The organism is Mucilaginibacter celer (assembly GCF_003576455.2).
Lineage (GTDB): Bacteria > Bacteroidota > Bacteroidia > Sphingobacteriales > Sphingobacteriaceae > Mucilaginibacter > Mucilaginibacter celer.
In genome coordinates this window covers 4425548-4443905 of the sequence record NZ_CP032869.1, presented here as the reverse complement: position 1 = coordinate 4443905, position 18358 = coordinate 4425548, and the positions used below count along the sequence as shown (strand labels likewise).

The window sequence follows — 18358 nt, the reverse complement described above, 5'->3', positions numbered from 1 at the left end:
AGGCTTAGTTTGATGTAGTTGTTTGAGGTTGCTTGTCTTGCTGCTGCTGCGTGTTTTTTTGCTCAAGCGCCTTATCAGCTTCCTTTTGCTGCTGTTCCTGTTTTTCTTTTTCTTCTTTTTGTTTTTGCTTATACTCACGGCGCAACCTGCGTTCTTCTGGTGTACGCTTACGGAAGATCTCGCGGAAGCGGTTATAATCCACAGTAAGCGTAAAGCCAACACCGGTTTCAATGATCTGGCCCTGTATCACAATAAACTCATCGCGACGATAAGCGCGCAGGGTATAGCGGCCGTCCTTACTTAGTTTATAGGCTATAGATACATCGCCGGCAATGTTGGATGCTTTCTGGCCCGGCTGGTTACCTTCAAGGTTAAAGTTGTTGCCCACACTTACAGTAAGCCTGTCGTTCAGGAAGCGTTTGGATAAGCCAACGTTCAAATCTGTGCGGTTGGTAGCCGTGCCCGTCGAGTAATCCTCGCCGGAGGTTAAGCCAAAGTTCAGATCAACGCCGGATATTAAACTGCCGGCCAAACGGTTCAACTGATCTGAAAGCAGGCTGCTCACACTATTACGTATGGTACCTTCAACCGTAGTGCTTGCACCCTGGCTTTGCAGCGGGTTATCACCAATAAAGTGGCCCAGCACCAGAACACCCAATACCTGTTTGTTCAGTTCGTTAGGGTCCTGCCGTATCTGGGTGAGGCGGGTGTTAACATTGCTCACCACATCTGATGAAACGGAGTAGGTACTATCCGGAAGCACAATATCAAAACTGATGGCCGGTGTAAGCAGCTGGTCTTTCAGGTTAAGGTTAACGTTAAAAGGCAGTTTTTGCTTGTACATGGTTGAGTTTTGCGCGTCGGTTATTTGGTTTTCAACCAGGTCGATAGGAGGTACGTTGGCCACATAAATCGCGGTAAGGTCGATATTGGCACTGGTTGGGTCGCCGGTCCACACAATGGTGCTGCCCTGTTTAAAGTTAAAGGTACGTTTAACGGTGGCGTAAGCCAGGTTATACGAACCGGAATTAACCACATAGGTACCGGTAAGGTTGATTTTGCCGCTCGGGTCGATACCTCCGTTGAGGTTGGCTTCGCCTTTCAGGTGCACCACGTCGCCGTTACGCTCATCTATCACAATGGTAAAGGCAGCGTTTTTATTTACGGTGATGGTAGCCGAAACATCAAGCCCGGTAACATCCGATTTTTTGAGCGAATCTAACTGGCGGGCCAGCAGGATGGAATCCATCTTCGGCGCGTCTTTGTCGATAAAGTCAACCACGCCTTTACGGTCTTCAACCGCCGGATCGTTGGTTGGCAGTACAAAGGTCATGTCGGTTTTATCATTCACGGTTAGGTTAGCATCTACCACAGGCTTGGCCATGTTACCCCGAATCTTGATGCGGGTATCTACGTAAAGCTTGCCGTAGTAAAGCTTATTATCGGCCTGGGTGGAGTTGGTAACCCTAAAGTTATCGGCATTGATATCCATCCCGAAGGCAAAATCGGTATAGGTTTTGGTGTAGATACTGCCGCTAACCACCGCTTTTTGCCCGGTAGAATCAACCAATGTAAAATCGTTAAAGCGGATACCTTCGTTGTTGAATGTGATGCTCTCCTGTGGCATCCTGAAGTAGGAGTTCAGCATGGATACGTTAAAGCCAACCTTGTTAAAGTGGATATCGCCACGAACTGATGGCGCGGTAGTTGTCCCCGATATTTTTAATCCGCCTGTTATATTGCCCGTAGAGTTGCGGATACTGCCAAAGCTGAAACCTTCGATGCTCTTCATGCTCAGGTTTACGATATTCAGATCGAGGTCAAAACGGCTTTCGGGCGAAGTGTAGTAAGTGCCGTTCAAATCAACCTGGTTGCCTTTGCCGGTGATGCTCATTTGGGCGGCATAAGCATTGGCGGTTTGGTTATTTACTTTGAGGGCGATGTTGCCTACGGTATCTCCTTTAAAATTAAAATCATTTACGTTGATGGCAGCCGTAAACACCGGCGAAGTTTGGAAATTGCTCACCTGCGCGTCGCCATTAATGGTACCGCCTACCTGTAAGGAATCTTGTTTGGCCATTTTGGTAAGCGCCTCAATATGGAAGTTATTGAACTTCACATTCAGCGGACTGTTAAACTCCTGCGTGCTGCTGTTAACACTCAACACCTGGTTATTGTTAGTGATGGTAAAATTATGTGCGAGAATACCTTTTGGTCCGTATTGCAAAAAGTTATCATCGCTAACGGCCCATGGCATATAATCGAGCAATAAACCATCTTTATTAAAGCTAAACTGGTACTCGTTAGGCAAAATGCTGAAGGTACCTGCTATCCTGAAACGTTCTTTTTTAGCCGCGTCCCTAACTTGTATGCTCACGCCGGCTTTGTTATCCTGTGCAGCGCCGGAAATGCTGGTATATAAAAGGTCGACAGAGCTGCCAACTTTAACTTCATCAACCGAAAAATTATAATTAAGCGCGTTGTTGGCGGTATTGATATTAAGCGATGCTTTGTTAATGGTGTTTGTACCGTAAACTACTTTTGGCAACGAACCTTTAACAACCAACTCGCCGGTTTGGCTGTTGAAGCTACCGTTCAATAATACCGGGTCCAGCTGTTTCAGATCGGGCGCGAATTGGGTAAGTAGTGGCGTTTTAACCAAACGGGCTTCAAATTTAAATTGCTGCGCATCGTACTTAGCTACCGGTGCTGGTTTGGTTTTAACCGTTTTGCCTCCCTTGGTTTTTACAGCAACCTGCTGGCCACCGGCTATCGCGGTATTGAAATATTTGTTAACCACATCCTGAATGGCCGGAGCTATCTGCGTAAGTTTATACTTACCGGCCATATGCGCGGTCATGATAGGAGTTTTTAAGCGGAGGGTGCTGCTATCCGCACTCGCTGTTGAAACCAGAGTGATAGTATCCAATTGAATGCGCTGGCCTTTGTTCACTACCAAAAGGTCGGTAGCTTTGATATCGGCGTTCAAATAATCCGGATCGGCAGTTGGTACATCGGCCACTATCTTACCGTGAAAGCGCATCTCATCCTTAACAAAATTGAGGTTTTTAAGGTTGATGCTATCTACATTTAAAGTAGCTTTAACTGCCGGGTATTTTTTGTTGAGATTGGCTTTGGCATCCAGGCTGAAGTTGATGTTAGGATCTTTCATGCGGGCAACAGCAGTGTAAGCACCATTGCTCGATGTGCCCTTCATTACCAGGTCATGGTAGGTGTAACCTTTCACGTAAGCCTTAGCCACATTGCCGTTAAATGCTATGCTTGCCTTTTTAGGATCGAGACTGGTACCCTTAACATTAGCGCTCATAGTAATGCGGCCAACCATTTGCGGCTGTTTAGTGAGCGCGCCAACGTTCAGTTCGTTAGCCTTGATGCTGGCGATATAAGTTGCCGCGTTTTTGTTTTGGCCGTTCTTCAATGCTGCCACCAGATCAACCGCGCCATAGCTTGAGCGGAGGCCCATTTTTGTATTGAAGGTGTACATGCTCCCTTTAAAATTACCTTTTAGGCTCATTTTTTCGGGGATGCTCACGTTTGATGGAATACTGCCTGCCGGGGCCAGTTTGGCTATATCGCTGCGGCTGGTGCTGAAGTCGGCAATGTTAACATCAAAGGTTGACTTGTTAACATCGGGCAGGCCTTTCATTTTGGCAGATGCCTTGATGTGGGTGCTGCTTAAACCGGTAACTTCAAGGTTAGGGATATCCAGGTTGTTCACCTGTCCGCTCACCTTGCCATTGATCTTGAACACCGTTCCCGGCGATGATTTGAACGGCTCAATGCTGGCCATGGTAGGCATCAGCAGTAAAACATCCTTTAAACCTAAATGGCTGCCATCCAAATTAGCATTGATACCCAACGCGCCGATGTTTTTGGTAATGGCATCGATAGATGGGTAACGCACCTGTACCGATTTTTGCAGCGTGGTATTCGGCGTTTCCAACAGCAGATCGTTCAGGTAGGCATTGGTTGGTCCGTACAGGAACGCGGTATGGAACTTGTTAACCTTCAAGCCGCTTTTTTCATTAAAGCTGAACGAGTTGATCTTGCCCGAAATGGTATCCGGGCTGTATGAAATTTCTTCGGCCTCAGCATTCAGGCTGCGGATATCCATGTGGCCAAAATCCAAACCTTTGGCAATAGCTTTCTGCGCCTCGTTATCAAACTTAATATTATCGTTAGTGAAAGTAACCTTACCAATGGTTGCCCTCCATGCCGATTTTGTGGGAGAGGATACCAGCGTATCCAGTTTCTTAACCGCTTTAACAACTTCTTTAGCTACGGTTTTAGGTTTGGCTAAACTTAGCCCCGCTTTGGTATCACTTAGTTCAATATTTTTGATGGCTACTTTTTGGTTTTTCAGGTCGATCTTGTCCATCTCTACCAAAAACTTGCTCAGATCAACCTTGGCACCCATTTCGGCGCTTTGGTAATCTACTTTTATTTTGGAGATATCGATCACACCTAAATTCAAATCCATGTTCAATGGAGCGGTGGCGGTATCGGGCGGAGGAGGGGTACCCGTTGGCGTTTGGATTATTTTCGCGTTCACATCGCTCAGGGTAATTTTCGGTATGGTGAACTTCATCTTATCCATATCAAAATCCTTAACCCGGGTATCAAAGTGGCCCAGCAAAAACTTTACATCATTACCGGTAATGGCATCTTTATATTTTACGTTGATCTTATCAAGGATGATCTTATCAACCGAAAATTTCATGGTAGAGGTAGTATCGGTAGGCTTAACCTCTTTTTTCTGCTCGCCCGCGAAGGCTTTCATAATGTAATCGAAGTTGAAAACACTATCGGCACCGCGGTTTACGTTGGCGGTAATGCCCTGCAAATTGATCTCGTTCACCTCAACCTGGTTGTGCAGCAGTTTCAACATGCTGATATCAACCTTTAGTTTTTGCCCGGCAATAAGGGTGTCTTTTTTCTGATCTTCAAAATAAACATCTTCCAAAACCAATAGTTTGGGCAGGCCAAGGCTGATATGCCCGATCTCGACCTTGGTATGGATTTTATTCTGTAAAAAAGTTACGGCTTTGTTTTTAGCGAAATTCTGGACAGCAGGAACCTGTATCAAAATTACTACAAGGATAACCAGCAGAACTACACTTACCAGTATCCAAAGGATGGTTTTAAGGGTTATTCGTAGTATTTTTTTCAATTGTATAAGTATTTCAAGGGTAAAGATGATGTAGCTATATATAAACAAATAGCATGCTAACTAAGGCGTCGTGTTTATGCAAGGATAAATCCCATTTTTAACTATCAGCCGGTTAGGAGGCACCTACGGAGCCAGAAAATCTTTGATTGCTATCTATAAACATGATACTCCTACGGAGTTTGCATAGTTGTTTTTCAACTCCGTAGGGGTACCATGTTTGTAGTTCAAATTGTTAAATATTTCCGGCTACGTAGGTGCCTCCTTTAAAGCGATATTTCTGTGCTGTTGTATATCTGCAAATATGGGGTAGCGGCTTTAACTAAAAATTTCCACAACGCAACTTTTTAACATTTTACATACTTAACTTGTTTTAACTTTGTACCTCTTTACAGATTTTGTTGAAACGGATTTACTATGCCTGATTTTTCTCACCTCCACGTACATACCCAATTCTCGCTGCTTGACGGTGCCGCCGATATTTCGAAGCTGTACAAAAAAGCCGCAAAAGACGGGATGAAAGCCCTGGCCATTACCGATCATGGTAACATGTTCGGCGTATTTAAATTTGTGGCCGAGGCTGGTAAGCACAACGTAAAGCCCATTGTAGGCTGCGAGTTTTATGTGGTGGAAGACAGGCATAAAAAACAATTCACCAAAGAGAATAAAGACGTACGCCGCCACCAGCTGATGCTGGCCAAAAACCCAACCGGCTATAAAAACCTGGTGAAACTATGCTCATTAGGCTATATGGAAGGCCTTTACAGCAAATGGCCACGTATTGATAAAGAGCTTATTTTAAAATACCACGAAGGCATTATCGCTACCACCTGCTGCATCGGTGCATCGGTACCGCAGGCTATTTTGCGCGATACTCCCGAAAACGCCGAGAAGGAATTTAAATGGTGGCTCGACCTGTTTGGCGAGGATTTTTACATCGAACTACAACGCCACGAGATCCCAGAGCAGCAGATCATCAACAATGTGCTGCTTACCTATGCAAAAAAGTATAACGTAAAAGTGATCTGCTCCAACGATTCGCACTATGTTGATCAGCAGGACTCGAACGCGCACGATATTTTGCTTTGCGTAAACACGGGCGATATGCAAAGCACCCCGATAGCAACCGACGAGGAAGGCGGTAAAGGTTATCGTTTCGGTTTCCCTAACGACCAGTTTTATTTTAAAACCCAGGCCGAAATGGGGCAGCTGTTCCATGATCTGCCCGAATCGTTAGATAATACCAACGAGATTGTTGATAAGGTAGAGGTACTGAAGCTTAAACGTGATATCCTTCTGCCCAACTATATCATCCCCGAAGAATTTAAAATTCACAACACCCCCGATGCCGATACCCTGAACCAATGGGAGTACCTGAAGCACCTTACCTTTATGGGTGCCAAGGAGCGTTACATCGATATCAGTCCGGAGGCCGAAGAGCGGATCAACTTCGAGTTGTTCACCATTCGTACCATGGGTTTCGCGGGTTACTTTTTGATTGTGGCCGACTTTATCAAGGCGGGACGCGATATGGGGGTATTTATTGGTCCGGGGCGTGGTTCGGCGGCGGGATCGGTGGTGGCCTATTGTATCGGCATCACCAATATCGACCCAATAAAGTACAACCTCCTGTTCGAGAGGTTCCTGAACCCCGACCGTAAATCGATGCCCGATATCGATACCGACTTTGACGACGCCGGCAGGCAACGGGTTATCGATTATGTGGTTGATAAATACGGTAAAAACCAGGTGGCCCAGATTATCACTTATGGTTCGATGGCTGCCCGTACCAGTATCCAGGACGTAGGCCGTGTATTGGATATGCCCCTTGCCGATGTAAGTGCCATGAAGAAGCTGGTGCCCGAAACACTGGGTATCACCCTAAAAGACGCCATTGAGCAGGTTCCCGAACTAAAAGAGATCCTAAACGGTAACGACCTTAAAGCACAGGTACTGCGCGAAGCCGAAAAGCTGGAAGGTTCGGTACGTAATACTGGTGTACACGCGGCAGGTATCATCATTGCCCCTTACGATTTAACGGAGATTGTTCCGGTGGCAACTGCCAAAGACTCCGACCTGTTAGTTACTCAATACGATGGTCGTGTAATTGAGGATGCAGGCGTAATTAAGATGGACTTTTTGGGCCTGAAAACCCTTACCATTATTAAGGATGCTCTGAGGATGATTAAACAGAACCATGGCATCAGTATAGATATCGACTACATCCCGCTAACGGATCAGAAAACATATGAGCTTTATCAACGTGGTGATACCAACGGTACTTTCCAGTTTGAAAGTGACGGCATGCAAATGTACCTGCGCGAGCTGAAGCCCGATAAGTTTGAGGACTTGATAGCCATGAACGCCCTGTACCGCCCGGGCCCTATCGAGTACATTCCTAACTTTATTGCCCGTAAGCACGGCCGCGAACCTATTGTGTTCGATTTGCCGGATATGGAGGAGTACCTTGGCGAAACCTACGGTATCACCGTTTACCAGGAACAGGTGATGCTCCTGTCACAAAAGTTGGCCGGCTTTAGTAAAGGTGACGCCGACGTGTTGCGTAAGGCGATGGGTAAAAAGCAGATTGAGGTACTCAACAAAATGGAAGCCCAGTTTATGGATGGGGCCATAGCCAAAGGGCACCCCAAAGATAAGCTCACCAAAATATGGACCGACTGGAAAGCATTCGCCCAGTACGCGTTCAACAAATCGCACTCCACTTGCTATGCCTTTGTGGCCTACCAAACAGCGTATTTAAAAGCGCACTACCCGTCGGAATATATGGCGGCGGTTTTAAACAACCAGAACAACATCGAAAAAATTACCTTCTTTATGGAAGAGTGCCGCAGGATGGGTGTTGAGGTATTAGGGCCGGATATCAACGAGTCGGACATGGCCTTCGCGGTGAATAAACGCGGCCAGGTGCGCTTTGGTTTAACGGGTGTTAAAGGAGTGGGCGATAAAGCGGTTGAAAGTATTATTGAAGAGCGAATGGCCAATGGGCCTTTCGAAACGCTTTATGATTTTGCACGCCGGTCAAATACCCGTAGCGTAAACCGTAAATCGTACGAGAACCTGGTTTATGGCGGGGCTTTCGATGGCTTCGGTGTACACCGTGCCCAGTTTTTTGCCAAAACCGAATTAGGAACTTTAACAGGTGTTGAGCGCCTGATAAAATACGCCAACGATTATCAGAACGTACAAAGCACCTCTCAATCATCGTTGTTTGGTGGCTCGGTAGCATCTTATGTGCCGGAGCCTGCTATGCCCGAGGTTGAGGAATGGCCGCTGATAGAGCGGTTAAAATATGAAAAAACGGTTATCGGTATTTACCTTACCGGTCATCCTTTGGATAATTACAAAGTTGAGCTTAAGCGCTTCTGTAATGCCACCATCAGCGATTTAAAACTGATGCAAAAGGCCCGCTCGGGCGAGGGTGGTGAAGACGTAATGGGTGCGTTCAACGAGCTCAGAAAACGTGGTGAACTCCGGATAGGTGGCCTTGTTGCCAACGTGCAACACAAAATGACCAAAACAGGCAAACCATTCGGTACCTTTGTTTTGGAAGATTACAATGAATCGTACGAATTTGCGCTGTTTGGCGATGATTATGTGAAGTTCCGTAACATGATGATGGATGGTTACTTTCTGCACATCAAAGGCAATATCGAAGAAAAATTCCGCCAGAAAGATAACTGGGACCTCCGCATTATGGTGATGGACCTGCTATCCGAAATGCGCGATAAACTCACCAAATCATTAACCGTTTGTATTGATGTAAACAAGCTTACCACCAAACTACTTGATGACATCCAGCAGATGATTAATGAAAACAATGAGAAGTACCCGGTGAAAAATTGTAAACTCCGTTTCCAGATCAGGGATAGGGAAGAGGTAATGCAGGTTGAGCTATCATCCAAATCATTTAAAGTAAGCCCGAGCGATGAGCTGATGGAAGGGATATTTAGTTTAACTAATGAGGAGCCGGTGTTGAGTTAAATAGCATTTACCATGGAAGAGAAGAAACAAGCTGAACCACAAGATCATTGGGACGACGAGGATTTTTTAGCTGAAATGCAATCGCGTGTTGATGATTATGAAAGCGGGAGAGTAAAGGGTATTTCTTGGGAAGAGGTTAAAGTCAAAATCAGAAACCGCCATGATGATCAATCTGCTGCAAGTTAAAGAACCTCTGCCTTCATCACCTCATCCTTATCCTTCACCAAAGTGTAACAAGTATAATCGGGCTGCACCACCTCGCCGTTGGCATTGGTAACCGTCATGTAATGGCTGCCCCATCTTTCGAGGGTGTAAAATATGGATGATAGTTCTTCGCCTATCGGGGTGAGGGAATATTCAACCCTCGGCGGTACTTCGGGGAAAACTTTGCGGGTTACAATGCCGTCTTCTTCCAGCTCGCGGATCTGTTGCGAAAGCATCTTCTCGGTCATACCGGGAATGGCCCGGTTTATTTCGCTGTAGCGCTTTTGGCCGGATAGTAATTGGTTAATTATACGTAGTTTCCACTTGCCGCTTATCACGCTCAGGGCTGCTGCCATGGTGCATGAATGATCGGAATGTCTGTTTTTTGTCATATCTAAAATAGCGATGTTTTGATTGCATCAAACCGGCTCATAACCTACCAAAAGGTGCGCTCCATACAAAATGGTGCATTCTTGACGGGCCTCGTTCCACACTGTACCTTTGATGTATCAATTCAAAGATAATGAAAAAGTTACAAGGAAAAACAGCAGTAATTACAGGCGGCAACAGTGGTATAGGCCTGGCCACAGCTCAGGAGTTCATTGCACAAGGTGCAAAAGTGATCATCACCGGCAGAAGCGAAAAAGCTATTAACGAGGCACTTGAACTATTAGGTGCCGATGCAAAAGGTGTAATTGCCGATAGCGGCGACATGCAGCAGGTAAACCAACTTGGCGAAAAAGTAAAAGCCCTTGCCGAAAAAATTGACATTGTATTTATCAATGCTGGTATCGGTCAGTTCAATTCAACCGAGCAAATGAGCGAGCAGATGTTTGATGATATCATGAACATCAACTTTAAAGGTGCTTACTTCAGCATCCAGCAATTATTACCATTAATTAACGATGGCGGTTCAATTATCCTGAACACTTCTATCAATGCCCACATTGGTATGGCCGGTGCTACCGTTTACGCGGCAAGTAAAGCAGCATTGCTTTCGTTAGCTAAAAACATTTCGGCCGAGTTGTTGCCACGTCGTATCAGGGTTAACTCAGTAAGCCCTGGCCCGGTTGTAACACCTTTACATACTGCCGATAAATTAGGCTTAACCCAGGAACAATTAGAAGGCATGGGTGCCGAATTGGTAAAACAGATCCCGGTAGGCCGTTTTGGTCAATCAGAAGAAATTGCTAAAGCGGTTACCTTTTTCGCATCAGATGATTCAACTTTCGTAATCGGTGCCGAACTGATTGCTGATGGTGGTATGGCTACCTTGAAAGGTGCATAATTAGCCCCTCTAAATCTCCCCTGAAGGGGGGAATTTTAAAAATATTGCTCATGGGAAAATCAGGAAGGATTAGGTGATTGGGGCAATATATAAACGGCCGGCGGCTCAGCTTCCGGTCGTTTTTGTCTGAATCAGAATTTACAGAATTTTACGATTTTCAGAATGCTGAGCAAATTCAGTAAATTTTAAAAATTCCTTTAAAATTCGGGTTCAGAAAACTATAGCTTAGACAATCATTCTGTTAATTCTAAAATTTTGTAAATTCTGATTCAGACAGCCGCAATGTTAATTAATGTGGCCAATGTTAAAAAATAACCCGCCCGCGCAATTGTAAATATGCTTTGTAAACAGGTAATTTGTGTAAATACGTCATGTCGCAAGGCGATACTTAAGGGTGTAAACGCGACAAATGGTCATGCCTGCGTTAAGCATGCGGATTATAATAATTAAATTGTCACAATGTCAGCAAAGCACTTGTGGCAAGCAATTTGAATAGCATATATTTGTAAGTACAAAATTTAAAAAATAGAAATCATGGCTTTAGAAATAACTGATGCAAACTTTGACGAGCTTGTCCTGAAATCAGACAAACCGGTATTAATTGACTTTTGGGCAGAATGGTGTGGCCCCTGTAGGATGGTTGGTCCGGTAGTTGAAGATATTGCAAAAGAATATGAAGGCAAAGCTGTTGTTGGTAAAGTAGACGTTGACAACAACCCAGGTATATCTGTAAAATACGGTATCCGTAACATCCCTGCCTTATTGTTCTTCAAAAATGGCGAAATTGTGGATAAACAAATCGGTGCTGTGCCAAAATCAGTATTAACTGATAAACTGGTAAAACAGTTAGCATAACCCTTAAGCTTATTTAATGCTATCCACTGTAGCATTAACACAACATATTTTAGTGAAAAAGCGTTGCAATTTTGCAACGCTTTTTTTATGCCCTATATTAGCCTATGCCCAAATTAAATGAAGAACAGCAAATAAGGCAACTGGCCAATCTTGAGCTTTTAGCCCGGCAGGTGGTTGAGGGTTTTATAACCGGCCTGCACCAAAGCCCCTTCCATGGTTTTTCTGTCGAGTTTGCCGAGCACCGCCTGTACAACAACGGCGAATCGGTAAAAAATATCGACTGGAAACTGTTGGCCCGCACCGATAAGCTGTTTGTAAAGCAATTTGAGGAAGAAACCAATCTGCGCTGCTTCCTGCTGCTGGATACTTCATCATCCATGAATTTCCCCGAGGTTGGCATCAATAAGCTGCAGTTTTCGGTTTACGCTATAGCATCACTTATGTACCTGTTTAAAAAACAGCGGGATGCTTTTGGGCTTTGCCTGTTTTCAGATAAGATAGACTGGATCAGTGCGGCAAAATCAACCACTACACACCTGTTTTACCTTTATGCCGAGCTGGAGAAAATGTACGCAAGCCCGAAGGTAAATACGCAAACCAATATCACCAATGTGCTGCATCATATAGCCCAGGAAATTCATCAGCGCTCGCTGGTGATCATCTTTAGCGATATGTTAGAGAATAGCCTCAATGCTGAGAAGCAACAGGCCTTGTTTGCAGCTATTCAGCATTTAAAGTTTAACAGACACGAGGTAGTTATTTTTAACGTAACTGATAAGCAAAAGGAGCTGGATTTTAATTTTGATAACCGCCCGCACCATTTTGTGGATATTGAAAGCGGCGAAGAACTGAAAGTAAACCCGGCCCGGGTGCGGGATGCTTACAAAGCTTCGCTGAATGAGTATCGACACCAACTTGAGTTAAAATGCGCGCAATACCATATTGATTTGGTTGATGCTGATATTAACGAGGGGTATAATCATATTTTAAATACCTACCTGGTTAAGCGGAACAAGATGATTTGATAAAAATGCCGTTATCTGTGAAAGATAACGGCGTCTCAATTGTTTAATTTAATAGGGAAATTAAAAAAGTAAACTAAACTATTGCGAAGTAACAGGTACGCTGTGAAGAAATAGTGAAGATTACTCGCGGTTAAACACCAGGTAAATGCTGGTGCCCCTACCTTTAACCGAATCAATTTTTACTTTAATGCCGTGAAACGCGGTGATACTTTTTACAATGGCCAGGCCCAGGCCGTAGCTTTCCCTTTCGTCGGTTTCAAATTTTTCAAAGCGGTTAAAGGCGCTTTCAATCTGGCGCTGATCCATGCCCAGGCCGGTATCTGTAATCTCGAGGATGTAAATATCGTCTTTCAACTCGTCGCTAATGGTGATGCTGCCTTTGGGATTATTGTATTTGATGGCGTTATTAACCAGGTTAAACAACAAAGTGTGCATTAAAGGCCGGTTACCCATTATGGAGTAAATGTACTTCATGTTGTTGGTAAAGGTGAGGCGCTTTTCGTCCATACGGTCTTCCAATTCCTCCTGAATTTCCATAATTACGCCGGCTATCATAACCACATCGGCTTTATCGTACTGGTTATTCTCTACTTTCGAGATCAGCAGCAAACTGTTAATGATGGATTTTAGCCTGTTTAAAGTTTTAAGCGAGGCATGCATTTTGTTTTCGCTGGCTTCGCTCAGTTCTTCCTGTAGCAGGATGTTTTCGAGCCTCGAACTGATGATGGAGATGGGCGTAAGCAATTCGTGCGATACATTGGCAATAAACTGTTTTTCGAGGCTGAACAGCGCACTGATTTTTTTCATCAGCGAGCTGATGCTGTCATCAAGCAGTTCAAAATCCTGGGTGGTAGTTTTTACCTTTTCGTAATCAAAATTAAGCGGATCGTTCACCTTTATCAGTTTACGATCAATGATCTGGTAAAAAGGAGCCAATAAAAACTTGGTGAACACAAGGTCGCTTGCCAGGGTAAGGGCCAAAGCAATAACCAGGGTTAACAGGGTAAACCTTTTAATGATGGATTTTAACTCCTCGATAGAGGTAATGGAGACGCCAATTTCCAGCTGGTAACTGTGGTTGTTAAAATTAAACTGGTGGGTGAGGATGCGGTAAGTTTGATCGTTTTGGTCGTTACGATCAACCGCCCTGGTTTCGGTGGTAAATTTATTACCGGTTGTTACCGTTGGCTGAAATTTGATGGGAGTTATGGTAATAAACTCCTCCTTTAAAATATTATAATCGGTATATTTTTCCTGGTTGGCCAGGTAGCGGTTAATTTCCTTCGAACTCAGGCTTCGCAGCATTTCGCGCTCGTCATCCTCCAGCCGCAGTTCGATATGGTTATACGAGATCTTTTCGATAGAAAGCAGGATCAATAAGCCCGTAAAAAGGATAATGGCTAACTTGGTTAACGTGTTATAAAGGGCCAGTTTTACCTGTAATTTCATCTGTTTTTGTTAGATGTTGATCCGGTAACCAATGCTGCGTACGGTTTCAAACCAATCGATAGGGATGTAGGCCGATAATTTTTTGCGGAGGTTTTTTACGTGCACATCAACAAAGTTCGAGTCGGAGTTGATCTCCAGCACATCGCCCCAAACATGTTCGGTAAGGTTGGTGCGCGATATTACCCGGTTTTTGTTTAGCACCAGGTAGTTGAAAATTTCAAACTCTTTTTTGGTGAGGGCAATGCGCTCCTCGTTATAGGTAACGGTGCGGTTTTGGATATTGATTTTTAAGCCTTTAACGTTGATGTCATTACTCTCCAACCGGTGTTTGCGGCGGGTGATGGCATGCATGCGTGCTAATAACTCGTTTAATGAAAAGGGCTTGGCTAAGTAATCATCTGCACCCTGTTCAAGACCCGATACCCGGTCGTCAACGGCGCCGCGGGCAGTTAGTATAATTACGGCGTCTTCGCGCTCGGCCATGCCCTTCAGCATTTTAAGCAGGTCGAAGCCATCGCCATCGGGCAGGCCCAGATCAAGCAATATAAAATCGTAATTGTTTACAAAGATTTTTTCGGATGCCGACTTTTTGGTGCGGGCATGCTCAACCGTAAAACCTTCATGGCTCAAAAATTCGTCAACTTCAAGTGCCAGGCCTTTTTCGTCTTCAACAATTAACACGTTCATATCTGTGCAAGTTACAAAATTATCCAAAATCATAAGCGCCGCAATTTGAGGCAAGTGTACGTGAGGATTATTAGTAAATGATGAAGAAGCGCAATGTTGGGCAATGTGTTTAGCGTGCAATGTTGCTATCTATAGTTGAAGATTTTAAGGCGCGCAAAGGCGCAGGGACGCAAAGGTTTTTGTAAATAAATATGAATGTCGCAGATTTTTAAGTACGCAAAGAGGTTAAGACGCAAAGAAAAACAAGGTTGAAGCTGAGTTGCTATGTATGGGCGCTTTTGATTATCTAAAAACTTTGAGTAGTAACCAACAAAACAGAATCTTTGCGTTCTTAAAAATCTAAAACTATCAGTCCTTAAAAATCTTTGCGCCTCTGCGTCTTTGCGTGCCTTAAATCTTAAACTGTTTGTCGCAAAAAAATCATCTGCAACGCTAAATTCAAATTGTCCAAATCAATTTTCAATAATCGCTGTTACCCATAAAAGCTACAATATCTACTATGAGACTTTCTATCGAACGCAAGCCCATCAGAGTAAACCCCGACCCGAAACGTGTTATAGCCAGGTTCTTTTTTAATGGAAACGACAGGGCAAAGGAAGTTATTGAGCGCGTAATGCGCATCAGCGAGGATGATGCTTTCGGTATAGTATCTCCAATACTTCAGGAATATTCCAAACGCCACCGTAATATTACCCGCGTGCTTGGCAGGCATTGCGCCAAATTGAAGCCCTTGTTTTTAGAACTTAACATCGATTTTGATACCCTCACAGTTTACCGTAAACTGCTTATTGGTTCGTATTTTACCCACGAATATTCCATCGAATCGGCCGCGTTTTTTAATCCCTCTATCGTTGAAGATCCCGACCAAACCGAACTGGAAGACGGGCAACGCCGGGTAATCATCAGTTTCAGGGCAGTGGGCGAGGGGCATATCTCGTCCATCACCTTCCGCCGGGCCATGATTGATAAATTCAACAATATCAGCATCCAACCCGCCGGCGACTATATTGACGAGGCCGAGATAGTACGTAACGCGGTGTACAATAAAAAACTGTTTTTTGAAAAAGCAGCCATCACTCAAATCAGCATCGATGTAATCAGCGAGTTGGAGAGTAAACTTGATCATCATTTTGAGTATTCAAACCTGCGCCGCATTATTATGGATTCGCAGCAACTGCAGGAGGATGACATGAAGCGCCTGGAATATGATAAAGTGCTGTGGCTGGCCGATTCGTACTACGAAATTGTTTTCTCGCTGGATACCGACGTTTCCGACAGGGTAATCTTTCCTATCTCGGAGTATGAACGGAAAGGCATTGAAGATGCGCGATTTGTACATTTTACTAATGACGATGGAACAAAACTGTACTACGCCACCTATACAGCTTACGATGGTTCGCTGATTATGCCTAAGTTGCTACAAACCAGCGATTTTTATAATTTTAAGATAATGCCTTTATACGGCGCGGGCGCCCAGAATAAAAACCTGGCCCTCTTTCCGCGCAAGGTGAATGGTAAATATGTGATGATATCCCGTATCGACGGTTGCAACAACTACATCATGTATTCAGACAAGATTAACATCTGGGAAAAACCCATCAAACTGCAGCACCCCGAATTTAGCTGGGAATTTGTACAGATGGGCAACTGCGGTTCGCCCATCGAAACTGAAGAAGGCTGGATCATGATTACCCACGGCGTTGGCCCTATGCGACGCTATGTACTGGGGGCAAGCCTGCTTAAATTGGATGATCCTACGGTAGAGATAGGCAGGCTGCGCGAACCTTTATTAATCCCCAATGCTGATGAAAGGGAGGGATATGTGCCCAATGTGCTGTATTCCTGCGGCTCCATCGTACACAACAATAAACTGATTATCCCTTATGGCGTTTCGGATTCGTCTACCGCTTTTGCCGAAGTTTGTTTAGATGAGCTTTTAGTTAAGCTGAAAGCTTAAGGCCGAAAGCCGAAAGCAAAAAGCAAAAAAGGTATAGCTGGCGCACGCGTGCCGCGTGTGCCCCGCATGCTAAGTAGCCATAATACATGGTGCTGCTGCTTTTCCATTTGCTTAGGAACGCGCGGCACGCGCGCACCAGCGTTAGTTTTTTAATTGAATACCTCAAAAAGTTTTCCGCTTTCAGCCTTCCGCTTTTAGCTAAAAAAATAGATCAATTATCTGATAATAAGTCATTTGATTTTCACAAAAGCAATCTTTTAAATCATTAATTAAAACCAAAGCGTCTTTTTCAAGTTTAATAAAGTATGAAAAAGATAATTTTAAGCATAAGCATTATACTGTTTTCGCTTTCGGGTTTTGGCCAGGCACTGAAGCCCGTAAAGATAGATAGCCTTGTGACGGTGTCGTTGCCTACAGGTTTTACAAAAAAAGATACGTTAGGCCAGCAGATCTACCAGGGTACCGGATCGTTGGGAAATATATTGGTTTTACGGGTTCCTAACCCGCCCAACGCCAAGCCTTTGAATAAAGAAAAGGATTTGAAAAACGTGTTCAAAACGTATATCAGCGGCATCCAGAAACAATCGGTTAATGGTAGTGTGATGTATCCACGCGATACCACCATCGGCAAACTGGAAGGTAAAGTGTTTACCCTGAGGATTGATAACAGCGGCTCAACAGGCGAATCGCCCGAATTGAGAAACTTTATCCTGTTATACACCCAGGACGTTACTTATACTTTTGAATATAACTATCCCGAGCAAAGGGCCGATCTGGCTAAAGCCGAATTGAAACAATTTTCAAGCTCCATCAGGATAGCGCCAACCTTAGATCGTCGAGACCAATACCTGTCGGACGCAAAAGGCTTATCATCACCGGCAAAAATCGGCATTTACGGTGGCGGGGCAATTATTGTGTTTATTATTGTGTTTACGGTTATGCGCCGTAAAAACAGGCAGCTGGAAGCCGGAGTTTAATGCGTTGCAGGCTTTTTCTTAACAAGATCAAGCAAACCTCTGTTCCATCCGGCCGAATGAATAAATTGCTTACCATCAAGCCAGTTAAGCCAGAATATAGTAACGAACACGCCGATAGCCGAGCCGGCAAGCACATCTTCAAAAAAATGTTCGGTTAAATACATTCTTGAATAGCCAACCATTATGGCAACAAACAAGGCTGGGACACCCCAGCCTTTGTTTTTACACAAATAAGTGATAACCAGCGCCGCCGAAAAAGCACTAACGGTATGCCCCGAAGGGAAACTGTATTTTTCCAGTATATAAACACCATCAACGGTATGTACCCGGCTCCACTGTTCGGCAAAATATAGCTTGGGCCGGGGAGCTACGTAGATGTTTTTAAGAATTTGCGCTACTATAGAGGTAACGGCATAACTTGATGCCAGCAACAGCCAGTTGCGGTAGCTGAAAAATAACATCAGTAAGGATAATATTACCGCTGTGGTGCCATCACCAATATCGGTTATGTAAGGCTCAATGGTATCAAGCCAGGGCTGATGCCAGCTATTAACGGTAAAAAAGATACTTTCTCGACTGCAAAGCAGTTTAATAATGAGGCAGGTTGATAAAAGGATGAGGTAAAGGATAAAAAAAGGGCGGATCCTGTGCAAAACATCTTTTATTCTTATCTTCATGGTGCAAAGTAAGCCATATACTTATTCAAAGCAAAAAAATGATTAGCTT

12 protein-coding genes are annotated in these 18358 nt (G+C 44.3%); 7 read left to right on the top strand and 5 right to left on the bottom strand.

The features are described 5' to 3' along the window. Window positions 1-4: 4 nt before the first annotated feature. Complete coding sequence (locus tag HYN43_RS18000) at window positions 5-5191, bottom strand: translocation/assembly module TamB domain-containing protein (RefSeq protein WP_119410668.1); 5187 nt, start codon at window positions 5189-5191, stop codon at window positions 5-7. 414 nt (window positions 5192-5605) lie between these two features. Between HYN43_RS18000 and dnaE the strand changes: the two genes are divergently transcribed. Together dnaE and HYN43_RS17990 are read left to right on the top strand one after the other, a co-directional pair. Then, window positions 5606-9190 carry a DNA polymerase III subunit alpha gene (gene dnaE, locus HYN43_RS17995; protein WP_119410667.1) on the top strand — a complete coding sequence of 1195 codons (3585 nt, stop codon included), beginning with the start codon at window positions 5606-5608 and terminating at the stop codon, window positions 9188-9190. 12 nt (window positions 9191-9202) lie between these two features. After that, window positions 9203-9376, top strand: coding sequence for an addiction module protein (locus tag HYN43_RS17990; protein WP_119410666.1), 174 nt, complete (start codon window positions 9203-9205; stop codon window positions 9374-9376). Here HYN43_RS17990 and HYN43_RS17985 read toward each other — a convergent pair. Further along, complete coding sequence (locus HYN43_RS17985) at window positions 9373-9786, bottom strand: winged helix-turn-helix transcriptional regulator (protein WP_119410665.1); 414 nt, start codon at window positions 9784-9786, stop codon at window positions 9373-9375. The two genes, HYN43_RS17990 and HYN43_RS17985, sit on opposite strands and share 4 nt — an antisense overlap. Before the next feature lie 131 nt (window positions 9787-9917). Between HYN43_RS17985 and HYN43_RS17980 the strand changes: the two genes are divergently transcribed. From HYN43_RS17980 to HYN43_RS17970, 3 genes are all read left to right on the top strand, one after another. Next, the gene (locus HYN43_RS17980) at window positions 9918-10682 is read left to right on the top strand and encodes an SDR family oxidoreductase (protein ID WP_119410664.1); all 765 of its coding nucleotides are present in this window, start codon (window positions 9918-9920) and stop codon (window positions 10680-10682) included. Window positions 10683-11216: 534 nt separating this feature from the next. Then, window positions 11217-11537, top strand: coding sequence for a thioredoxin (trxA, locus tag HYN43_RS17975; protein WP_090531998.1), 321 nt, complete (start codon window positions 11217-11219; stop codon window positions 11535-11537). Window positions 11538-11641: 104 nt separating this feature from the next. After that, entirely contained in the window at window positions 11642-12562 is a 921-nt protein-coding gene (locus tag HYN43_RS17970) for a DUF58 domain-containing protein (protein WP_119410663.1), read from the top strand. A gap of 120 nt (window positions 12563-12682) precedes the next feature. On the opposite strand, the gene HYN43_RS17965 is transcribed toward HYN43_RS17970, so the two are convergent. Together HYN43_RS17965 and HYN43_RS17960 are read right to left on the bottom strand one after the other, a co-directional pair. Beyond that, window positions 12683-14011 (bottom strand): sensor histidine kinase, encoded by a 1329-nt coding sequence (locus HYN43_RS17965; RefSeq protein ID WP_119410662.1) that lies wholly within the window; start codon window positions 14009-14011, stop codon window positions 12683-12685. A gap of 9 nt (window positions 14012-14020) precedes the next feature. Beyond that, window positions 14021-14698 carry a response regulator transcription factor gene (locus HYN43_RS17960; protein WP_119411274.1) on the bottom strand — a complete coding sequence of 226 codons (678 nt, stop codon included), beginning with the start codon at window positions 14696-14698 and terminating at the stop codon, window positions 14021-14023. Between the two features lie 499 nt (window positions 14699-15197). Here HYN43_RS17960 and HYN43_RS17955 point away from each other — a divergent pair, with 499 nt between their 5' ends. Further along, window positions 15198-16655 carry a glycoside hydrolase family 130 protein gene (locus tag HYN43_RS17955; protein WP_119410661.1) on the top strand — a complete coding sequence of 486 codons (1458 nt, stop codon included), beginning with the start codon at window positions 15198-15200 and terminating at the stop codon, window positions 16653-16655. A 305-nt stretch (window positions 16656-16960) separates the two neighbouring features. Further along, window positions 16961-17632: a hypothetical protein gene (locus HYN43_RS17945; protein WP_119410659.1), complete on the top strand. Its 672-nt coding sequence runs from the start codon at window positions 16961-16963 to the stop codon at window positions 17630-17632. On the opposite strand, the gene HYN43_RS17940 is transcribed toward HYN43_RS17945, so the two are convergent. After that, window positions 17629-18309, bottom strand: coding sequence for a phosphatase PAP2 family protein (locus HYN43_RS17940; RefSeq protein WP_119410658.1), 681 nt, complete (start codon window positions 18307-18309; stop codon window positions 17629-17631). The two genes, HYN43_RS17945 and HYN43_RS17940, sit on opposite strands and share 4 nt — an antisense overlap. Between the last annotated feature and the right edge of the window lie 49 nt (window positions 18310-18358).